The 19,111-nt window shown below is 71.2% G+C and carries 16 protein-coding genes; 7 read left to right on the forward strand and 9 right to left on the reverse strand.

The genetic code is table 11. The features are described from left to right. Window positions 1–242: 242 nt before the first annotated feature. Both OZ948_12020 and OZ948_12025 read left to right on the forward strand, forming a co-directional pair. Window positions 243–1,460, forward strand: a complete 1,218-nt coding sequence (locus tag OZ948_12020) for a glycosyltransferase family 4 protein (protein ID MEB2345458.1) — start codon at window positions 243–245, stop codon at window positions 1,458–1,460. Between the two features lie 54 nt (window positions 1,461–1,514). Next, on the forward strand, window positions 1,515–2,981 hold the full coding sequence (locus OZ948_12025; GenBank protein MEB2345459.1) for a hypothetical protein: 1,467 nt from the start codon (window positions 1,515–1,517) through the stop codon (window positions 2,979–2,981). A 55-nt stretch (window positions 2,982–3,036) separates the two neighbouring features. On the opposite strand, the gene OZ948_12030 is transcribed toward OZ948_12025, so the two are convergent. Next, complete coding sequence (locus tag OZ948_12030; protein ID MEB2345460.1) at window positions 3,037–4,143, reverse strand: GDSL-type esterase/lipase family protein; 1,107 nt, start codon at window positions 4,141–4,143, stop codon at window positions 3,037–3,039. A 321-nt stretch (window positions 4,144–4,464) separates the two neighbouring features. Between OZ948_12030 and OZ948_12035 the strand changes: the two genes are divergently transcribed. Both OZ948_12035 and OZ948_12040 read left to right on the forward strand, forming a co-directional pair. Continuing rightward, window positions 4,465–5,367 (forward strand): glycosyltransferase family 2 protein, encoded by a 903-nt coding sequence (locus OZ948_12035; GenBank protein ID MEB2345461.1) that lies wholly within the window; start codon window positions 4,465–4,467, stop codon window positions 5,365–5,367. A 6-nt stretch (window positions 5,368–5,373) separates the two neighbouring features. Continuing rightward, a complete protein-coding gene (locus OZ948_12040; GenBank protein ID MEB2345462.1) occupies window positions 5,374–6,150 on the forward strand; it encodes a WecB/TagA/CpsF family glycosyltransferase in 777 nt (258 codons plus the stop codon). A gap of 47 nt (window positions 6,151–6,197) precedes the next feature. On the opposite strand, the gene OZ948_12045 is transcribed toward OZ948_12040, so the two are convergent. Next, window positions 6,198–7,148, reverse strand: a complete 951-nt coding sequence (locus OZ948_12045; GenBank protein MEB2345463.1) for a sulfotransferase — start codon at window positions 7,146–7,148, stop codon at window positions 6,198–6,200. A gap of 434 nt (window positions 7,149–7,582) precedes the next feature. Here OZ948_12045 and OZ948_12050 point away from each other — a divergent pair, with 434 nt between their 5' ends. Continuing rightward, window positions 7,583–9,397 (forward strand): PKD domain-containing protein, encoded by a 1,815-nt coding sequence (locus OZ948_12050; protein ID MEB2345464.1) that lies wholly within the window; start codon window positions 7,583–7,585, stop codon window positions 9,395–9,397. A 51-nt stretch (window positions 9,398–9,448) separates the two neighbouring features. Here OZ948_12050 and OZ948_12055 read toward each other — a convergent pair whose 3' ends face one another. From OZ948_12055 to OZ948_12080, 6 genes are all read right to left on the reverse strand, one after another. Beyond that, the gene (locus tag OZ948_12055; GenBank protein MEB2345465.1) at window positions 9,449–10,993 is read right to left on the reverse strand and encodes an asparagine synthase-related protein; all 1,545 of its coding nucleotides are present in this window, start codon (window positions 10,991–10,993) and stop codon (window positions 9,449–9,451) included. A gap of 359 nt (window positions 10,994–11,352) precedes the next feature. After that, window positions 11,353–12,720 carry an oligosaccharide flippase family protein gene (locus OZ948_12060; protein ID MEB2345466.1) on the reverse strand — a complete coding sequence of 456 codons (1,368 nt, stop codon included), beginning with the start codon at window positions 12,718–12,720 and terminating at the stop codon, window positions 11,353–11,355. Between the two features lie 164 nt (window positions 12,721–12,884). Then, window positions 12,885–13,571, reverse strand: coding sequence for a Crp/Fnr family transcriptional regulator (locus tag OZ948_12065; GenBank protein ID MEB2345467.1), 687 nt, complete (start codon window positions 13,569–13,571; stop codon window positions 12,885–12,887). A gap of 117 nt (window positions 13,572–13,688) precedes the next feature. Next, complete coding sequence (locus OZ948_12070) at window positions 13,689–14,174, reverse strand: YfcE family phosphodiesterase (GenBank protein MEB2345468.1); 486 nt, start codon at window positions 14,172–14,174, stop codon at window positions 13,689–13,691. A gap of 86 nt (window positions 14,175–14,260) precedes the next feature. Then, on the reverse strand, window positions 14,261–15,409 hold the full coding sequence (locus tag OZ948_12075; protein MEB2345469.1) for a beta-ketoacyl synthase N-terminal-like domain-containing protein: 1,149 nt from the start codon (window positions 15,407–15,409) through the stop codon (window positions 14,261–14,263). A gap of 78 nt (window positions 15,410–15,487) precedes the next feature. Then, window positions 15,488–15,913 carry a Zn-ribbon domain-containing OB-fold protein gene (locus OZ948_12080; GenBank protein ID MEB2345470.1) on the reverse strand — a complete coding sequence of 142 codons (426 nt, stop codon included), beginning with the start codon at window positions 15,911–15,913 and terminating at the stop codon, window positions 15,488–15,490. Between the two features lie 168 nt (window positions 15,914–16,081). Between OZ948_12080 and OZ948_12085 the strand changes: the two genes are divergently transcribed. Next, window positions 16,082–16,858, forward strand: a complete 777-nt coding sequence (locus OZ948_12085; protein MEB2345471.1) for a 4'-phosphopantetheinyl transferase superfamily protein — start codon at window positions 16,082–16,084, stop codon at window positions 16,856–16,858. Next, the gene (locus OZ948_12090) at window positions 16,855–17,709 is read left to right on the forward strand and encodes an exosortase/archaeosortase family protein (protein MEB2345472.1); all 855 of its coding nucleotides are present in this window, start codon (window positions 16,855–16,857) and stop codon (window positions 17,707–17,709) included. The genes OZ948_12085 and OZ948_12090 overlap by 4 nt, the downstream gene beginning before the upstream one ends. A gap of 4 nt (window positions 17,710–17,713) precedes the next feature. Here the strand turns inward: OZ948_12090 and OZ948_12095 are convergent, their stop codons facing one another. Then, window positions 17,714–19,093, reverse strand: coding sequence for an MATE family efflux transporter (locus tag OZ948_12095; GenBank protein ID MEB2345473.1), 1,380 nt, complete (start codon window positions 19,091–19,093; stop codon window positions 17,714–17,716). Between the last annotated feature and the right edge of the window lie 18 nt (window positions 19,094–19,111).

Here is a 19,111-nt window from a genome sequence, read left to right on the forward strand (position 1 = left end):
GAGGCTCAGGGCACCCCCGAAGGCACGAAGTGGATGGCTCCCGGCCGCGCGCTCTTCCCCGGGGGTCCAGTCCTTCCTGGCCGTACCCCTTTCATGGGTCGCTGCGGGTGGCCTAAAGGTGACTGCTGGCGATCCCGATCGCACCCGGGCGGCTCGCTCCGCTCTCGGATCCGCTCTCGGAGCAGAGGGCGATCCTCCCGGTGGACCCCGGAGGAGCGCGCCCGCGGCGCTCGAGGTCGCACATGACAGCCAAGCGGATCGGGGTCCTGGCCAGCGAATATCCGGCGGCCTCCCACACCTTCATCCGTCGTGAGGTGGCCGCCCTGCGGCGGATCGGCTTCGAGGTCTCGACCTACTCGGTTCGCGCTGCCAGCCCGGACCCTGGCTCGCCGCAGGACCGACGCGCAGCCGACACGACGTTCTCCGTCCTGCCGATCCGAGCGGCTGCGCTGCTCCGCGCGCACCTGGCCCTCGTGGCCTCGCGACCGGTCCTCTACGGCCGGACGCTGGCCCTGGCCTGTCGCCATCGCCTGCCCGGCCTGCGGAACGCCCTGTGGGCCCTCTTCCACTTCGCGGAAGCGGGGCTGCTGGCGGCACGGCTGGGCCGCGACCGCATCGAGCACCTCCACACCCACTTCTCGAACTCCGGCGGGACGGTGGGCATGCTCGCCGCGCGGCTCGCGAGGATCCGCTGGAGCCTCACCCTCCACGGCCCGGCCGACTTCGACGCCCCGACCAGACCCCTGATCCCGGAGAAGGTCGACCACGCGGAGTTCGCGATCTGCATCTCGGCCTTCGGACGATCGCAGGCCCTCTTCGTGTGCCGCCCCGATCAGTGGGGCAAGATCCACGTGTCGCGCTGCGGTCTCGAGTCTCCCGAGCGGATGAGACGGGTGCGCGAGCCCGAGAACCCCCGGGTTCGACTCCTCAACGTCGGCCGCCTCGCTCCGGCGAAGGGCCAGCTCGGGCTCGTGGAGGCGCTGGCCGCCCTCGTCTCGCGAGGCGTCGATGCGGAGCTCCGGATCGTCGGCGAGGGTCCGGAACGGGGAGCCCTGGAGGCGAGCATCCGCGAGCACGGCCTGGAGGAGCGCTGCATCCTGCTCGGCGGTGCGCCCGAGGAGGTGGTTCTCTCGGAGATGGCGGACGCCGACCTCTTCGTCCTTTCGAGCTTCGCCGAGGGCCTGCCCGTCGTCCTGATGGAGGCGATGGCGGTCGGGCTTCCGGTGACCGCTCCGCATCTCGCCGGCATTCCGGAGCTCGTGGAAGACCGCGTCACGGGGCGGTTGTACGTTGCTGGCCGATGGGACCAGCTCGCCGACGTGCTCGAGGAGCTCGCGCGGGATCCGGAGCAGCGCCGCAAGCTTGCGAAGGCGGGGGGCGAACGGGTCCGGGAGCAGCACGCGATCGACGTCAGCGTGCGGCCGCTGGCGGCTCTTCTCGCCAGGGAATCCGGCGGATGACGGGCGAGCGCCGCGATCCCGCCGCGTCGCGCCCGGCAGCGTGAGGGAGTTCGCATGACTTCGAGGATCGCGATGATGGCCTGGCCCTTCGTCGCGCTCCTGGCGTTCTCCACCTTCCGTGCCTCCGTCGCCGTCTCGGTGACGGTGCTCGGTGGGGTCCTGCTGCTTCCGGGCAACTACGCCTTCGATCTGCCCATGATCCCGGACATCGATCACTTCCGGATGTCCGCCCTCAGTGCCCTGCTCGCCGGGCTGCTCCTGCGCTCGCGGTCCGCGCGGATCCCGGCTGGCTCGCGCGCGTTCCTGCTGCTGCCGGCCATGGCTGCGGCCTTCGCTGCCACGACGGCCCTGTTGAATCGGGATCCGCTCGCCCTGCCGGACCGGACCTTGCCGGGAATGGCGCTCCACGACCTCGTCTCGTCGGTGCTGTCCCAGCTCCTGGACTACGGCGTCCCGTTCGTGCTCGGAATGCTGTTCTTCCGGCGCCGTCGGGACCTCAGCGATCTCGTCGCCTGCATGGCGGCCGCCGGGGTCTGCTATTCGCCCCTCATCCTCTTCGAGCTCCGGATGAGCCCGGATCTGCACCGCATCGTCTACGGGGTGCTCCACACCTTCGATCACACGATGACGAGGCGATTCGGCGGCTGGCGCCCGGTGGTCTTCCTGCCCCATGGCCTCGCCCTCGCGATGTTCGTGCTGACGGCGGCCTGTGCGGCCGCCGTGGCCTGGAAGGCGCGTCTCCGGCGCGTCCTCGGCATCCCTTGGCAAGCGATCCTGGCCTTCCTGGCCACCCTGTTCGTGGCGTGCAAGAGCCTGGGCTCGCTCGTCTACGGGGCGGTCGTCCTGCCCGCGCTGGCGATGTCGAGACCCGCCGCGATCGCCCGGATCGCGGCGATCCTCGCGGTCCTGGTGCTGGCCTATCCCGCGCTCCGCGTGCTTGGGTGGTTCCCCACGGAATTCCTGGTCGAGACGGCCGAGCGGATCGACCCGCTCCGCGCGCAATCCCTCGACTTCCGGTTCGAGAACGAGGAGCTGCTCGTGGAGAAGCTCAGCCTCCGCCCCTGGTTCGGCTGGGGAACCTGGGGGAGGAACCGCAGCTACGACCCGGTGACCGGGGAGGACGTCTCCACGACCGACGGGCGCTGGATCATCGTCATGGGCGCGCAGGGCGTCCTGGGATTCGCCGCGGTCTTCGGCATGCTCGTGGTGCCGGTCTTCTCGGTGTGGTGGAACCTGTCGCGCTTCCGTTCCGCCAGCTCCCGCCACCTCCTTGCCGGGTCGTCGCTCCTCCTCATGGTCAACGTCGTCGACCTGCTGCCGAACGGCTTCCTGCTCACCTCGACGATCATGCTGTCCGGGGCGCTCGCGAGCCTCGTGCCGGGGATGCTCCGCGAGCAGGCGCGAGCCGCACGCGAGGCACCGGCCGGGGAGCCCGGGTGCGCGCCGGTGCCGGCGCGGCGCGAGGAGGCCCCCGTGAGGCTCGGCGAGGAGCTCCTGCGAGGCGCTCGCCGCTCGGGCTAGGACCGGGAGGCCCTTCGTGACCGGGCCGGCGGCGGCGGGTGCCTCGCCGCGCGCGTCAGTCGAGAAGGTGCTGGCCCTCGATCAAGGCGGCCAGGGCCTCGCCGGAGAGGCGGTGGCTGAGCGGCGTCCAGTGGTAGTGGGAGCGCGGGTAGTAGAGCGGCTCGCGCCCGGCGTAGGGCGCGAGCACGGCTGCCGCCCGCAGGAGGTGGACGCCCTCCTGGGTGGAGTCGAATCCCTTCGGGAGGCCGTCGACGAGCTCCTTCGTCGCGGGGATCTCGTAGGGGATGCTCTGCAGCACGAACGGGACGCCTCGCGCCCGGCAGCTCGCGGCGATCGCGTCGAGGATGGCGACGGTCAGGCGCTGGCCGTAGGGCGCTTCGGCGGGCTCTGCGCCGGGGGCCGGTCCGGCTGCGGCGGCGGCACCCGAGACGTTCTGGAGGTTCTCCTCGACCATGCGGCGCTTCAGGAGCAACGTCGCCTTCTCCTTGAGGAGGGCGAACGCGTCCGATCGCTCCGAGAGCAGATTGAAGACGAAGTTCGTGTTCAGGAAGTTCCCGATCGCGCCGGCCGGCACGTAGCTCTGGGCGCGCGGGACGAGAGTGCCGTTCTCCAGGGCGAAGAGACCGGTTCGCACGTTGTCCACGATGTCGTTCACGAAGAACGAGAGCAGCACCACGTCAGGCTCGTAGCGCCACAGCTCGCGCTCGAGGTAGAGCAGCTCCTCGGCGTTGCTGAAGCCCGACACACCGGTGTTCAGGACCTCGACCCGGCGGCCCTTGCTGTTCAGCTCGCGCTCGAGGACGGCGGAGAAGGTCTCGTTGCCCTCGACCTCGTAGCCGGCGGTGAAGGAGTCGCCCAGGGAGACGATCCGCTGCACGCCGGGAGGCTTCTCGTACGCGTAGTCGCGATCGGCACGCATGCCCTGTGCATCGATCCGGAACCAGATCAGGACATCGGGCGAATGATGGCGGTAGACCGCACCCGGCTCGTTGATGCGCAGGCCCCAGGGCGCTCCGACCACGTGGCGCGGGAACTTCACCTGGGTGCCCAGGAAGGTGCGGACGCCGAGCTCGAGGATCGCGGCCGAGATCGCCAGTGCCGTCACGAAGAGCAGCAGCGCGGCCAGCGCCGTGCGTGCGCGCGAGGGCGTCGATTCGCTCACCGGATCCCCTCCGCGTCGATCGCCCGGACCCGCCCCGGTCTCGCGGGCACTCGGCTCGTGCTGCTTCTTCCGGGAACCGTAGGGATCTCAGGCGGCCCTGCGGGGCTGGTGGTTGCGACCTTTCACGACGCCACCTGCCGGAGAGCGAACAGCGAGCCGGCAGGGTGCCACCTATCCTGCCCGGGTTTCAAGCGCCGTACGCCCCTTGCGACGCGCGGCGGATCCCCCGGGGGTCCGGACTTCGGGTCCTGATCGATGCCGCGCTCGAGTCGCTTCGAACGCCGGCCGAAGACCCTTCGAGGCAAGGAGTACGCAGCCGCCATGCAGGGACGCCCGCCGCAGATCCCCACGCCGCGCATCGCCGTGATCTCGCCGGCGCGCGACGAAGCGGCGACGCTGCCGAGCACGATCGCCAGCATGGCGGCCCAGACGCTCCGGCCCGCCGCCTGGGTCATCGTCGACGACGGCTCGACGGACCGGACCGCCGCCCTCGCGGACGAAGCGGCGCAGCAGCACCCCTGGATCCGCGTCGTCCGCCGCGCCGATCGCGGCTTCCGCAAGGTGGGCGGCGGCGTGATCGACGCCTTCTATGCGGGGCTCGAGGCGGTCGACGTCCCCTACGACTTCGTCGCGAAGATGGACGTCGACCTCGAGTTCGGACCGCGCTACCTGGCGCTGCTCATGGAGGAGTTCGAGCGCGATCCGAAGCTCGCTGCTGCGAGCGGCAAGGTCTATCGGCGCGAGGGTGGCGGCTTCGTCGAGGAGTTCATGATCGACGAGATGGTGGCCGGCCAGTTCAAGCTGTATCGGCGCGATGCCTTCGAGCGGATCGGCGGCTTCGTTCGCGAGGTCATGTGGGACGGGATCGACTTCCACCGGGCCCGCCTGCTCGGCTTCCGGACGAGGAGCATCGAGTCTCCAGACCTGCGGATCATCCACCTCCGCCTCATGGGATCGTCCGATCGCAGCGTGTATCGGGGACGCCTCCGCTGGGGCCGGGGCCAATGGTTCATGGGCTCCTCCTTCTCCTACGTCGTCGCCAGCGGCATCTTCCGCATGCGCGAGAAGCCCTACGTCCTGGGAGGGCTCGCGATCATCGCAGGGTTCCTGCACGCGGCCCTGCGACGCGAGCCGCGCTACGAGGATCCCGACTTCCGTCGCGAGCTGCGCCGCTGGCAGCGGGGCCGGCTGCGCGCCCTCCTGAGCGGACGCGGAGCACGCTGAGGAGCCGTGGAGGTCCAGCCCGCGCTACAACACGTCGCGATCGATGGCCTTCGCTTCGCCAAGATCACCCAGGAGGGGTTGATCGCCCTGGTGCTCCGCGCCGCGGGCGACGGGCGTGGTGGCTGGATCGTGACTGCCAACACGGACTACCTGCACCGCTACGTCACGGACCCGTCGATGCCGGAGCTGCTCGAAGCGGCAGACGTCGTGGTTGCCGATGGCGTTCCCCTGCTCTGGTCCGCCGCGATCTCCGGAAGCCCCTTGCCCGAACGCGTCGCCGGATCCGACCTGGTCCATCGCCTGGCCGGTGCGGCCGCCGGAGCCGGGCTCTCTCTCTACCTGCTGGGCGGCGCGCCGGGAGCGGCGGAGGGTGCGGCACGCCGCCTGCGAGCCGATTTTCCTTCGCTTCGCATCGCCGGCCATGCGAGTCCTCGGGTGACGGATCCGCCGACCCCGCAGGAGATCGCGACGATCGAGCGGCAGCTTGCTGCGTGCTCCCCGGGGATCGTGTACGTGGCACTGGGCTCGCCGAAGCAGGATCGCCTGATCGTCGCCCTTCGCGAGCGGATGCCAGGCGTCTGGTGGATCGGAGTCGGCGTCAGCCTGAGCTTTCTCGCCGGCGACATTCCCCGCGCGCCACGATGGATGCAGCGCGTCGGGCTCGAATGGCTCCACCGCATGCTGCAGGAGCCCGGACGCCTGTGGCGGCGCTACCTCGTAGCCGATCTGCCCTTCGCTGCGCGACTCCTGTGGCGCTCGACGCTCGCTCGCTTCCGCAAGTGACCGGGGCCCGGAGCCGGCGACCACATGGGTTCGCAGGAGCGACCGAGCTACCGGATCCGGTTCGAGATGACCTCGTTCTTCCGCAGCGCCACGCTCCGTTGCCAGGCTCGCAGTCGGAGCCGACGCGACAGGATGTCGGCGAGCCGGAGCCGCCATCCGAAGACCCGCCACGCAAAGCGGGCCCGCGCCACGCGGTCCTGCGCTCGCAGGTGCACGCGCGCCAGGGGGCCGACGCGGATCGCCGGCAGCCCGCTGCCCGTGTAACCCACTGTCTCGAGCAGCTCCCCGGTGCGCGCCTCGACGAGCTGGATCTCGCGCGTACTCAGGGTCCTGCGCCATTGCTCGACCAGCGTCGGATCGGGCCGCTCGTAGCTGCTGCGCGCACCGTACTCGAGCATTTCCGCCGACCAGCGCAAGCCCAGGAAGTCGCAGATCCTGCCGAGCTCCTCCTCGGGGCGGACGATCAGCTTCTCGTAGCGAAGCTCGAGAAAGCGATCCTTCTCGAGGAGCACGGACAGGCGAGCCCAGAGCGTCTCGGCCTCGACCCACCGCTCGACACCCGTCCAGACGTTGCCCGCCCACCCCATTCCGATGCACGACCGGGCGACGTCCCGGGGATCGCGGGCCAGATGGAGGAAGCGCGCATCGGGCCAGATCCGCAGGAGCCGGTCGAGATGCCGGTGCACGGTCGCTCCCACGAAGGCCTTGCCGGCGCGTGCCCTTCGCTGCTCGAGGAAGCTCCGGACCAGGTCGGGGTAGGCGAGGGTCGGGTCGATCTCGTAGCGGGCAGCCCGGAAGATCCGGTGCGTCTCGAGGGAGCGGACGTAGTCTGCTGCCGCAGGCCAATCCGCCCCGTCCATGCCGTCGACGGCGTACTCGAACTCGTTCACCCAGGCCAGCTCGGGATGCGAGTCCAGCATCAGTCGGAGCACCGTCGTTCCCGAGCGCTCGGCGCCGACGAGGAAGACGGGGCATTCGGGCGTGGGAGGCTTGGTCATTCCAGCTCGAGACCCCGTTCGCAGCACTGGCCGCACCAGACTGCCCGTCACTGGGAAAGCATCGGCCCGTTCGCCGGTCTCCACCCGAACCGTCGGGCCCGGTCGGTTCACGCACGCCAGGTTCGCGCCCGGCGCGACGTCACCCCTCCGCAGATGCCGGTTGCCGGTCAGCATGTTGTCATAACATCTGCCTATCATCTCCGAAACACCGCTGCCCCTCCTGCCCTTGCTGCGGCCATGGCGCTCTCGTGCGAGACCCCTCGCGTTTGTGAAGCGGAGGCGCAGCCAAAGGGCAACCTGCTGCATCTGGACGGACAAGAAGGGTGTGAGCCTCGTCACCGAGGGCAGCGCGGGAAGGCCGATACTCCCATTGCGCATCTTCGGGGGATCGGGCGCATCCCCGGCCCCGATCGATGGAGTGGGAGGGACTCGTCATGGACGCGCTCAGGAAGACAGCTCTAGGCCTCGTCCTTGCGGTGGCAGTGGCCGGTGGTGCCGGTGCCCAGACCATCGGCGTCGCCATCGCGCCCAGCCGGACCAGCGGTGTCGCTCCGCTGGCCGTCCTCTTCGACGCAACGGGCACGACCTATAGCGCCACCGGGTCGAGCCCCTTCCACGATCTCGTCTACCAATGGAGCTTCGGGGATCCGAGCTCCGGGACGTGGTCGGTATCCGGCAAGAGCAAGGATGCGGCCCTCGGGCCGATCGCGGCCCACGTATTCGAGCAGCCGGGGACCTACACCGTCAGCCTGGACGTCTGTGACGCCTCGCGCTGCAGCCGGTCGCAGGTGACGATCCAGGTGCAGGACCCGAACGCGGTGTTCGCGGGGGACCGGACGATCTGCTTCCGGGCGACGGCGAGCGGGGGCTTCACCGGCTGTCCGGCGGGCGCCCAGCAGCAGACGAACTCGAGCTGGAGCGCGGTGGCCGCCGCGGCGACGGCGGGCCGGCGGATCCTGTTGCGCCGGGGAGACGTCTGGTCGACGGGAGGGGGAGCGACGCTCAAGAACCCGGGCCCCGGGATCATCGGGGCCTTCGGATCGGGCGCGAAGCCGCGGATCGCAGTCGGTACGACCGTGCTGGTCTTCGCCACTGCGTGGGACTGGCGGCTCATGGATCTCGCCGTCGATCACGGAAGCCTCGTGAACGAGAATGCGTTCTGGGACGAGGGTCGTGACGGAGAGAACCGCAATCTGCTCTTCCTGCGCGTCGACGTCACCGGGTTCTACCGGGGCGTCTCCATCTCGAACAACGGTCTGGATTACTACGGCCACCGGAACAACCACAACGGGATCTTCCTGGTCGATGGGAACTTCGACCGCATCACGGGCGGACACGGGGCGTATCTTGGCGGTGAGCGCATGGCGATCATGGGGATGCGAATCACCGAGAAGTCCGGTTCGCACAACATCCGGCTTCCCTATGCCGCCCACTCCGTCCTGCAGCATTGCTACCTGCAAGGTTCCGGATCCGACCAGCACGTGTTGAAGCTCCATGCCGGCAAGTGGAACGAGCGCGGGGTGACCGATGCCCGTTACGGCGAGTACACCGTCGTGTCGGACAACGTGATCGACGGCAGGAACGCGGGGCCCTGGCTGATGGCCATCGGCCCCCAGAACAGCGCGAGCGATGAGCGGGTCCGCAACGTGATCGTGGAGCGGAACGAGTTCCGCTCGATCCCGGCGGTGGGCGTAGGCATCCAGGTATGGGCAGCGTCGGTGTCGGTGAGGAACAACATCTTCAACCTGTCGGGCCAGAGTGGCGGCGCCACCGGCATGCAGCTCGGGCGCCGTGGGATCGAGCCCATCCCGGCGGGCAACCGGTTCCTCAACAACACGTGCTACCGGAGCGGTGCGGGCGGCCGGACGACCTGCGTCGGGATCGACGCGGAGGCGTCGGGCTCGATCGTCAGGAACAATCTCCTCTATGCGCCGTCGGCCTCTCCGCGCCAGGTCCTCGCCAACAACAGCGGCAGCACCACGGCAGGGGACAACCTGGACCTGACGGCGAATCCCTTCGCCGTATCCAGCCCGGCGAGCGCCCAGGACTTCCGGCTGGCCGCCGGCGGCCCTGCGGTCGACGCCGCGGCGAATACGGGATCGAACCTGCTGGACTTCGCAGGGAACCGCCGCCCGCAGGATGGGAACGGAGACGGTACGGTGAGGGCGGACGTGGGCGCCTTCGAGTTCATCGGGGCAACGCCGCCGGGGCCACCGCCGGCGCCGGTACTCCTTCCTGCGGGATCCTGAGCCAGGCGCGCCGGGCTGCGAGCGCCATCCCCTCGGTGGGAGGGCTCGGCGTCAGCGGGCTTCTCGAGCCGTCCCGGGGAGCGGAACGGAAGCGGAGGCCTGCTCGACCGAGCGCAGGAACGTCTCGAAGGTGACGAGGCAGCCGAGCACCGCGGTGTGATCAGCGCCTCCGGCATCGTGGGCTCGCACCAGATCCGCGACGGTGTCCCTGCGGATCACGGCCTCGTAGCGCGGCCTGCTCGAGAGGAGCGTGTCGTGAAGCAGGTCGCGAAGCTCGTTCCTCCACCACTGGCGATACGAGGTAGGCTGGCTTGCGCCGTCCCACGGGGTTCCGGGCGGGAGCAGGGGGACGCGCCGCCGCGCGAAGTCGAGCGCCCGCTTCGCGAATCGGGACGGAGCAGAGCGCGAGAGCGGGAGGCCGCGCCTCGCGTCGGGCACGGCCGCGAGCGCCGGGAAGTGCTCGCGATGCATTCGCAGGTAGACGCGCTGCTCTGCCAGGTACCGGGCAGGAAGAGTGCGGAGAAGGCTCCAGACCCCCCGCCCGTAGAAGGGGGCCCGGACGTCCGCGAACGGCCGGAGCAGGTGCGCGCCCATCTGGATGAAGCGGCGCTGCCGCTCCAGCAGGTCGAATCGGTGCGCGCCTTCCCAGGGACGGCCCGGGCCGCGAGGCTCGAAGTGGGCTCGAATCGCCTGGACCGGGTCGTAGGCGGAGGCCTGCTCGAGGAAGACCGGATCGAGGAGGGCCTCGAGATCCGCACGCGCTGCGCAAGCCGTGGCGCGCATGCGATGGGTCGCCCGGACGGCTGCTCGAGGATCTCGAGCCAGGAGCATGCGCCATTCGAGGTGTCCGCCCGTGAGGGCATCCCCTCCGAGGCCGTCGAGGACGACACCTCCGTCCGCGGCGAGGTCTCGTGCCAGGCGGAGGATGTGATAGTGCACGCAGCTCATCATTCCACCGGAGACGTAGACCCCGTGGTCGAGGGATTCCAGGAGATAGCGGCCATCGATCGTCCGGTGGACGTGAGGCAGCGAAGCCCTGCGACTCAGCTCTCGTGCGATCACGACGTCCGCGCAGTCGGGTGGACCGAAGGTGTAGGTGCGAACGGGCCTGGTGGTGCGAACGGCTGCGCCGAGGATCGCGCGGGAGTCGAGTCCTCCCGAGAGGGGTAGGGCGATGCTCGATGCGCCCTGGGAGCATTCGGTCACGGAGGCCGTCAGCTCCTCCGCCAGGATCCGCGCGACGTCCCTTGCGCTTCGGGTCTCGACGGGCGCCGGAGCCGGATCGCCCAGGTAGGAGCGGACGGTCCCCTCCCCGCGCTCGAAGCGGAGAACGGATGCGGGCGCGAGCAGGCGGACCTCCCGCGCGAACGTCCGGTCCCCGGTCACGTGTTCGAAGCTGAAGAAGTCGAGGACCGCTTCGGGGCAGAGGGACCACTCCAGGAGTCCGGAGGAGAGGATCGGTGCGAGCTTCGTCGAGAAGACGAGGAGCCCGCGGCTGAGGGCGTAGTACACGGGATGATGTCCGAAGCGATCGGAGACGAGCTGGACCGACCGCTCCTGCCCGTCGAGCAGGCAGCCGGCCGTCGGCGGATCCAAGGCCTGGAACGCATCGTGCGATGCGAACGACCCTTCGGACGCCTCGCGTGCGCTCGCGCCGATCCAGGCGTGCCGAAGGGGACACCGCGGATCTTCGGCGAAGGCGGTCCGGTCTCCCGCGTGCTGGGAGAGGATGCCGACGCGGCACCAGGGCAGTTGTCCGGTTCGCAGCCCTCCTCGACGGAAGGCGTGGAGCCTCTGCGCCATCCTCTCGAAGCCCTGGGCGTCCGGGGGCGTGAGCTCCTGGGTGCGTGCGACTCCGAAGAGCTCGGCCATGGGGCGATCCTAGGTGGGCCGCGCGCAGGGTGCGCCGCCGCGGGCCGGCGAGCCGGCCCGGATCGGATCCCTTGCGATCCGGTTCATCCGAAGCTTCCCCGCAGCGCAAGCCCACCGAGCACCGCGAGGGTGGAGAGGCCGATCGCGAGCAGGTCCTGCGCGGCGCTCCACACACCGTAGCGCCGGGAGAGCCAGACCTGGACCGGGTAGTACACGAAGTAGGAGGCGCCGATCCCGACCACGGTGCCGAAGGTGCCGGCCACGGCGTGGCCGATCCAGATTCCCGCGAGCAGCGCGGCGCCGTGGGGCCCGGTCGCCAGGAGGCCGATGAAGGACTCGCCGCGGGCGAGGTTCAGGGGGCCGATCCAGCTCAGGAACCGGAAGATCGAGCCGGCCGCGAGGATCTGGAGCATCCAGCCCGCATCCTGGTAGCGGGCGTCGTAGAGCACGGCGACCACCTGGTCGCCTGCGACGGCGAGGAGCCACAGCGGTGGGAGCACCCCGAAGGTCACCATCGTGCGGATGCGGGTCACGTAGCGCTCGAGCTGCGGCGTCGTCTCCTGTCCGATCTCCGAGTACATCGGGAACAGCACGCGGTTCGCGAGCATCGTGATCGCCTGCACGAGCGACTTCAGCATGAGCGTGGCGATCGCGTACTGGCCGAGATCGGCGAGCGAGAGGAGGTTGCCCATCAGGAGCCGGTCGCCCTGGTTCGTGAGCCAGGTGAAGAAGGTGCTGAGGAAGATCCAGCGCCCGAACCGGTACATCGAGCGGGCGACATCGGGGTCCCAGTGCAGGCGGTGCGCGTGGTGGGACCAGGCGTGGCTCCAGACGAGCTTCACGAGGGCTCCGGCGATGCTGCCGAGCGCGAGTGCCCAGACGCTGCGCCAGGCGAGCGCCAGCGCGATGGTGGCGATCACCGAGACGACGCTCGCGGCCAGCTCGATCGTCGTTACGCGCCAGAGCTCGAGCCGGCGGCGCCAGGTGTGCATGTTGACCGCGTTGAAGCCGGCGATCGCGGCGTTCACCGCGGCGGCCGGGATCAGGGCGGCCAGCGAGGGCTCGCCGAACTGGCGCGAGAGCGGCCAGGCGAGCAGGGCGGCGATCGCCCACAAGGCGAAGCCCCGCACCACCTGGATCGTCCAGGCCGTGTTCAGGAAGCCGGGCTCGAGGCCACGCTTGTCGCGGATGATGCTGGGCCCGATCCCGACGTCCGAGATCAGCCCAAGGCCCTGCACCACGGCATTCACCATGGCCATCACGCCGAAGGCCTCGGGGAAGAGCAGGCGGGTCAGGACGAGGTTCGAGCCGAGATGGAGGACCCTGTCGGCGATCTGTCCCCCGACGGTCCACACCGACGCGGCGAGGACGCGCTGGCGCAGGCTCCGGCCGGTTGCCGGAGCAGCGGCGGTCGACTCCCCCGGCGGGACTGCGTCGCTCGGAGCGGTCAACCTGGTCCTCTTGGCGGCCGGAGTCCGTGGCGGCCAACCCCCCGTAGGTAGCCGCCAGCCGTGGATCGGTCACAGAGGATGCCGGGTTGAACCCGCCCGCGCCGCAGGCGGCCGGAGCGCTCGCCACCCCGGAGCGGACGGCCGGCCGGAGCTGGAGCGGGGCGCTACTCGAGGCCCTCGTCCTCGGTCAGCGCCTCCGGATCCCGGACCACGAGCCGGCGGTCGACCGTCTTCACGAGATCGGCCTGGACGAGCTGCCCGAGGACGCGCGTCACCGTCTCGCGCGAAACCCCGGCGATGCTGGCGAGGTCCCGGTGGGTGAGCGCGAACTCGATGCGCGTCCCGTCGGGGGTCCGGGTGCCCTCGCGGTCGCAGAGCTGGCGGAGGGCCACGCGTACGCGTGCGTCGGCCGTGTGGTAGGTGAGCGCCTCCACCTGCTTCCAGCTCGCGCGGCAGCGCGTGCACAGCTCGCGCAGCAGGGCCAGCGCAAAGGAGTGTCGGCGCAGCAGATCCAGGAAGCCCGGACGATCGAGGGTCAGGACGACCGATGCATCGACCGCGGTGATCGTCGCCGGCTCGGTGCGGCCGTCGATCAGGCCCATCTCGCCGAAGTAGTCGCCGGCGGGGTGCAGGGCGAGGATCACCTCGCGCCCGCTCGGGAGCCAGCGCGACGCCTTCACCAGGCCGTCGCGGACGACGTACATCGCCTGGCCCGTCTCGTCTTCCGCGAACACGACCTGTCCGCGGCGGAAGCGACGCTCGGCGAGGCGCTGGGAGAGCGCCGAGAGATCGTCGTCGGTGAGGTCGCGGAAGAGCGACAGCCGCCGCAGGAAATCCTTGTCGACGGCCATGCCCCTTCCTCTGCATCGCCACGCCCTCCGGCGTCGCGACGCCGGGGTGGTTTCCCGGCATCATCGCCCGGACGGGACTGCGACTTGACACGTTCCTGCCCCCCGCGGGTAGCGCCGCTAGAAGTGGAGCAGCTCCGTCTCGAGCGAGCCCAGGTCGACGACTCCCACGGCGTTGTGCCCGGGCAGGTGGCCCGCGCACTCGCCCGGGTTGAAGACGAGCCGGCCGGGCCCGCGCTCGAGGTGGTGGCGGTGGGTATGACCGTGGAGGAGCACCTGGTGCCCGTCCCGCCCCAGGGTGATCCCCCGTGGGTCGTGGACGACCACGATCCGCCTGCCCGCCCACGAGAGCTCCAGCGGCGGCTCGCCGAGCCGCATCCCGAGCCGCCCGGCGGCGCTCTCGAGCGCCGCCTGCTCGCCCCGGTCGTTGTTGCCGAACACGCCGCACAGAGGCGCTTCGAGCCGCGCGAGCACCTCGAGGGTCGCGGCCTGCGTGATGTCGCCGGTGTGGACCACCCGCTCGACGCCGGCGGCGTTCAGCAGCTCGACGATGCGGGCGACGTTGGGCAGGTGGTTGTGCGTGTCGCTCATCACGCCGATGCGCATGGACGTCCGATCGGAGCCGGTTCCCCGCGTGCTGGTGTCCCGAGATCGCCCTCGCCCGGCTTCGCCTCGCCCCCGGCTCCCGGCGGCTACGCCACCTTCTCGAGCACGTGGATGCCGCAGGCGCTGCCGAGCCCGATCACGTGGGTCAGGCCGAAGCGGGCATTCGGCACCTGGCGCTTGTCGGCCTCGCCGCGCAGGTGGGTCGACACCTCGTAGATGTTGGCGATGCCCGTGGCGCCGAGCGGGTGGCCCTTCGAGAGGAGGCCTCCCGACACGTTGACGGGGATCTTGCCGCCGAGGGCGACGGCGCCGGTGTCGATCATCCGGCCGGCCTCGCCTTCGCCGCACAGGAGCAGGTTCTCGTAGTGCAGGATCTCCGCGGTGGCGAAGCAGTCGTGCAGCTCGACGAGGCTCAGGTCCTCGGGCCCGATCCCGGCCATCTCGTAGGCCTTCTTCGCCGCGTTGCGCGTGCAGGTGTTGACGTCGGGCATGACCAGGTCGCGCTCCTGCCAGGGGTCGCTGGTCATCACCGAGGCCTTGATGCGCACGGCGCGCTTCATGAGCCCGAGCTCCTTCGCCTTCTTCTCCGAGGCGAGCACCGCTGCCGCGGCGCCGTCCACGTTCACCGAGCACATCAGCTTGGTGTTGGGATAGGCGATCATCTCGGCGTTCATCACCGTCTCGAGCGGCGTCTCGATCTGGTACATCGCCTTCGGGTTCAGCGTCGAGTGGTGGTGGTTCTTGACCGACACCTTGGCGAACTGCTCGAAGGTGGTGCCGTACTTGCGGGCGTGCTCCTGGCCGGCCTCGGCGAAGACGGCTGGCATCGTCGCCGAGCCGAGCAGGCCCTCCTTGGGAATCCCCTTCGCGCCGCCGCCGCCGCCCAGCAGGCCCGCGCTCATCTGCTCGACGCCGACCGCCAGCACGAGGTCGTAGGCGCCGGCCTGGATCGCCATCCAGGCCTCGCGGAACGCGGTGGCGCCGGTGGCGCAGGCGTTCGCCACGTTCACGACCGGGATGCCGGTCTGGCCGATCTCCTGGAGGATCCGCTGCCCCACCATGGCGCCCGCCTGGTAGAGGTTTCCGCAGTAGAGGGCCTCCATCTGCTGGATCGTGAGCCCCGCGTCCTGCAGCGCGAGCAGCGCGACGCGTCCGCCGAGATCCTGCACGCTCTTTGCGGTGCCGGCCTTCTGGAACTTCAGCATGTCGATCCCGACGACGTAGGCGTCGCTCATCGGAGGTCTCCTGTCGGTTGGACTTCGCTCGCCTGCGGCTCGCTGCGCGGCCCCGCCGAGCCGGGACCTTGCGGCGCTTCAGGCCGGTTCGAAGAAGTAGGAAAGATACGAGTTGCCGTCCCGGTCCTTGCGGCCGAGCGCGTCCTGGAACACCACGCGCACCGGCATGCCCATCTTGATCTTCTCGGGGCTCGGGTCGATGCCGATCAGGTTGCCCTTCACGGTGCCGCCGCCCTTCAGGTCGACGACCGCGGAGACGTAGGGAACCTGCACGCCGGGGAACGAGCGGTGGACGATGCTGTAGACGTAGAGCTCCCCCTCGTTCGCGAGCCGCTTCGGTTCGAGCTGGCCGACGGCACCGCACTTCGAGCAGGCGCTGCGCTCGCCGAGGTACACCGAGCCGCACGCCTTGCACCGGGTGCCTTCGAGGTACGGCTCGCCGGCGTCGGGGATCTTCAGGAAATCGACGACCGGCAGGGGCCGGGCAGCCGCTTCGGAAGCCATGGGGGGAGCGCTCCTGGAGAGAGGGAAGGGACGGGGCGACCCGCGGGCCGATCGGCGAGTCAACCCGGGCGGAGAATGCCAGCCCGGCCGGAGCCCTGCAACGAGCGGCGCCGGCGCCGGCTCGTGCAGGCGGCTCGGGTGGGGGCTCCCGGGCTAGAATCGGGCGCCGTGCAGATCGTCCGAGCCGATCACGCCTCGCGCGACCTCGCAGACGCCGCGCGGGCGGAGGCCGTCGGGCGGGAGCGCGATCCCTGGATCGGGGATCTCTTCGACCCCGAGGTGCTCACCGGCTCGCTCGCGATCGCAGCGGCGGATCCCGGCGCGCTGCTGCCCGAGGAAGCCGCTCTGGCGGCGCGTTTCGCGCCGGCGCGCCGGCGCGAGTTCGCGGCGGGCCGGCAGTGTGCGCGGCGGCTGCTGGCCGAGCTCGGGGCGGGGGAACCGCTCCTGATGGTCGATGCCCACCGGGCGCCGGGCTGGCCGGAGGGTGTGGTCGGCTCGATCTCGCACGGCGCGGGCCTGTGCGTGGTGGCGGTGGCGCGGCGCGGCCCGGTGCGCGGGCTCGGCGTCGACGTCGAGTCCGGCGAGCCGCTCGCTGCGGCCGTGCGCCGGCGGGTGTGGAGCGAGCCGGAGGCGCAACGGCTCGCCCGGGCGTCCGACCTCGAGGCGGGCCGCAGCGCGAAGCTGCTCTTCTGCGCCAAGGAGGCGGTGTACAAGTGCGTCCACCCGCTCCTGCGGACCCCGCTCGGGCTGCGGGCCGTCGAGATCCGGCTCGAGCCCGCCGCAGGCCGCTTCCGAGCGATTGCGCTCGCGGGCGCCGGGGAGGGCGCCGCGGCACTCGTCGGCGCCGTCGAGGGGCGCTTCGCGGTGCGGCGCGGGCGCGTGCTCGCCGGCGCCGTGCTGCGCCCGGACGGCGCCTGCACCGCGCCGGTCGGAGCGCCGGGGTGACGCGCCGCGAGATCGGCTTCGCGCTCGCGCTGCTCGTGGTGTTCGCCCCGGGGCTCGCCGCGCTGGCCGGCGCGTGGTCGGCGGCCGAGTACCAGTCGCACGGCTTCCTGGTGCCGGTCGTCTCCCTGCTGGCGGCGCGCCAGCGGGCCCGGCGCGGGCCGGCCGCACGCAGCGACGGCCGCGGGGCCCTGGTCCTGGTGGGTGCGCTGCTGCTCTACGGGTTCGGGATCGCCGCCGGCTCGGTGACTGCACAGGGGCTCGCGCTGTGCGCGGCGGTCACGGGCGCCGTGTGGTACCTGCGCGGCCCCGCCTGGCTGCGACGCCTCGCCTTCCCGCTCGGCTACCTGCTCTTCCTGGTGCCGCTGCCGCTGCCGTGGGTCGCGGCGGCGGTCGTCCCGCTGCTCGAGTTCGTCACCGCCGGTTCGGTCGAGGTGCTGCGCGGCGCCGGCGTCGCCGTCCTGCGCGAGGGCAGCGTGATCCAGCTCCCGAACGGCGAATCGCTCTTCGTCGCCGAGGCGTGCAGCGGCCTCACCTCGCTGGTCACGCTGATGCCGATCGCCGTCCTGATCGCGTGGCTCGCTCCGCTCCCGGCCGGGCGCAGGACCGCCCTGGTCGCGCTCGTGGTGCCGATCGCGATGGGCGCCAACCTGTTGCGCGTGGTCGCCACCGTGCTCGGCAGCGAGGCGTTCGGGACCGCTGCGATGACGGCCGAGCCCACGCACTCGCTGCTCGGGCTCTCGGTGTACGTGGTCGCCTGTCTCGCGCTGCTGGCCCTGGCGCGGTGGCTCGAGCCCGCTTCGAGCACGGGTCCGGCTGCGGCGCCGCGCCCGCGGCCCACCCCGGGCGCGTGACTCCTCAGGCCGACTCGAAGCGGGTCCCGGCGCGGGCCGGCGGGCTCGCGAGGACGCGCTGCCAGCGCCCGGAGCGGAAGCGGCCGGTGAGCAGCGCCACCTTCAGGACGTAGTCGGCGATCAGCGCCGCGTAGATCCACTCGACGGGGAGCCCCCGCCAGGCGAACAGGGCGGCCAGCGGCACGCGCGCGCCGATCAGGCCCGCGAACACCGCGAAGAGCGGGAAGCGCGTGTCGCCGGCGCCACGCAGCGCCCCGCCGAGCGCCGCCTCGACCGCCATCAGCGGCTGCACCGAGCCGAGCACGTAGATGAAGGTCACGGTGAGCTCCACCACGCCCTCGTCGTCGATCATGAGCCGTGCGAGCGGCCGGGCTGCCAGCACGATGGCGAGCCCGAAGGCCGTCATCGCCGCCACCGAGAGCCGCATCGCCCGCCAGCCGGAGCGGGTGGCGCCACCCGGGTCACCGGCGCCGAGCGACTGCCCGACCAGCGTCGAGGCGGCGATCGAGAAGCCGAAGCCGATCACGAACGAGAAGGAGAGCAGGCTCACGCCGATCCCGTAGGCCGCGTAGGCGCCGGTGCCGTAGAGCGACACGATCCAGAGGAAGGCCACGAAGCCGCTCTGCCAGACGAGCTGTTCGATCCCGGCCGGGTAGCCGATGTCGACGATCCGGCGCAGGCGCCCGTCCGCGAACGAGCCGGCGACGGTGCCGGTGCGATGCAGCAGGAGCCGCCCGCGTACCCACAGCACGGTCAGGGCGAGGGCGCCGACCGCGAAGGCGATCCCGCCGGCGAGCGCCGCGCCGCCCACGCCGAGCGCCGGCAGGCCGAGCTTGCCGTACACGAGGGTGTAGGCAAGGGCCACGTTCACCACGTTGCTGAGTGCGCCGATCCAGAGCGGCGTACGGGTGTCGCCGGCCGCGCGCAGCGCGGCGCCGAGCGCGAAGAACACCCCGAACGCGATCTGGAAGGGCGCGTGCCAGCGGATGAAGAGCGCCGCGAGCCGCACCGCCTCGGCGTCCACGCGGAAGACGCCGGCGAGCCGGTGCGGGATCACGAGCGCCACGGCGCTCATCGCGACGGCGATCCCCATGCACAGCCACAGCGAGGCCCGCGTCACGCGCTCGGCCTCGGCGCGGTCGCCGGCGCCCCAGGCGCGCGCCACCAGCGCGGTGGTGCCGGCGGTCACCGCCATCAGGAGCGCCTGGAGGACGAAGAAGATCCGGTTGCCCGTCGTGACCGCCGCCACGGCCGGCGCGCCGAGGGCACCGACGATCTTCATGTCGACGACGCCGACCAGCGCGGCCAGCAGGTTCGCGGTGATCGCAGGCCAGGCGAGCTGCCAGATGCCCGGCGTCGCGCGCGCCGGGTCCGGCGCCGTCACCGGCGCCCTCGGCGCGCG

The organism is Deltaproteobacteria bacterium (assembly GCA_035063765.1).
Taxonomy (GTDB): domain Bacteria; phylum Myxococcota_A; class UBA9160; order UBA9160; family PR03; genus CAADGG01.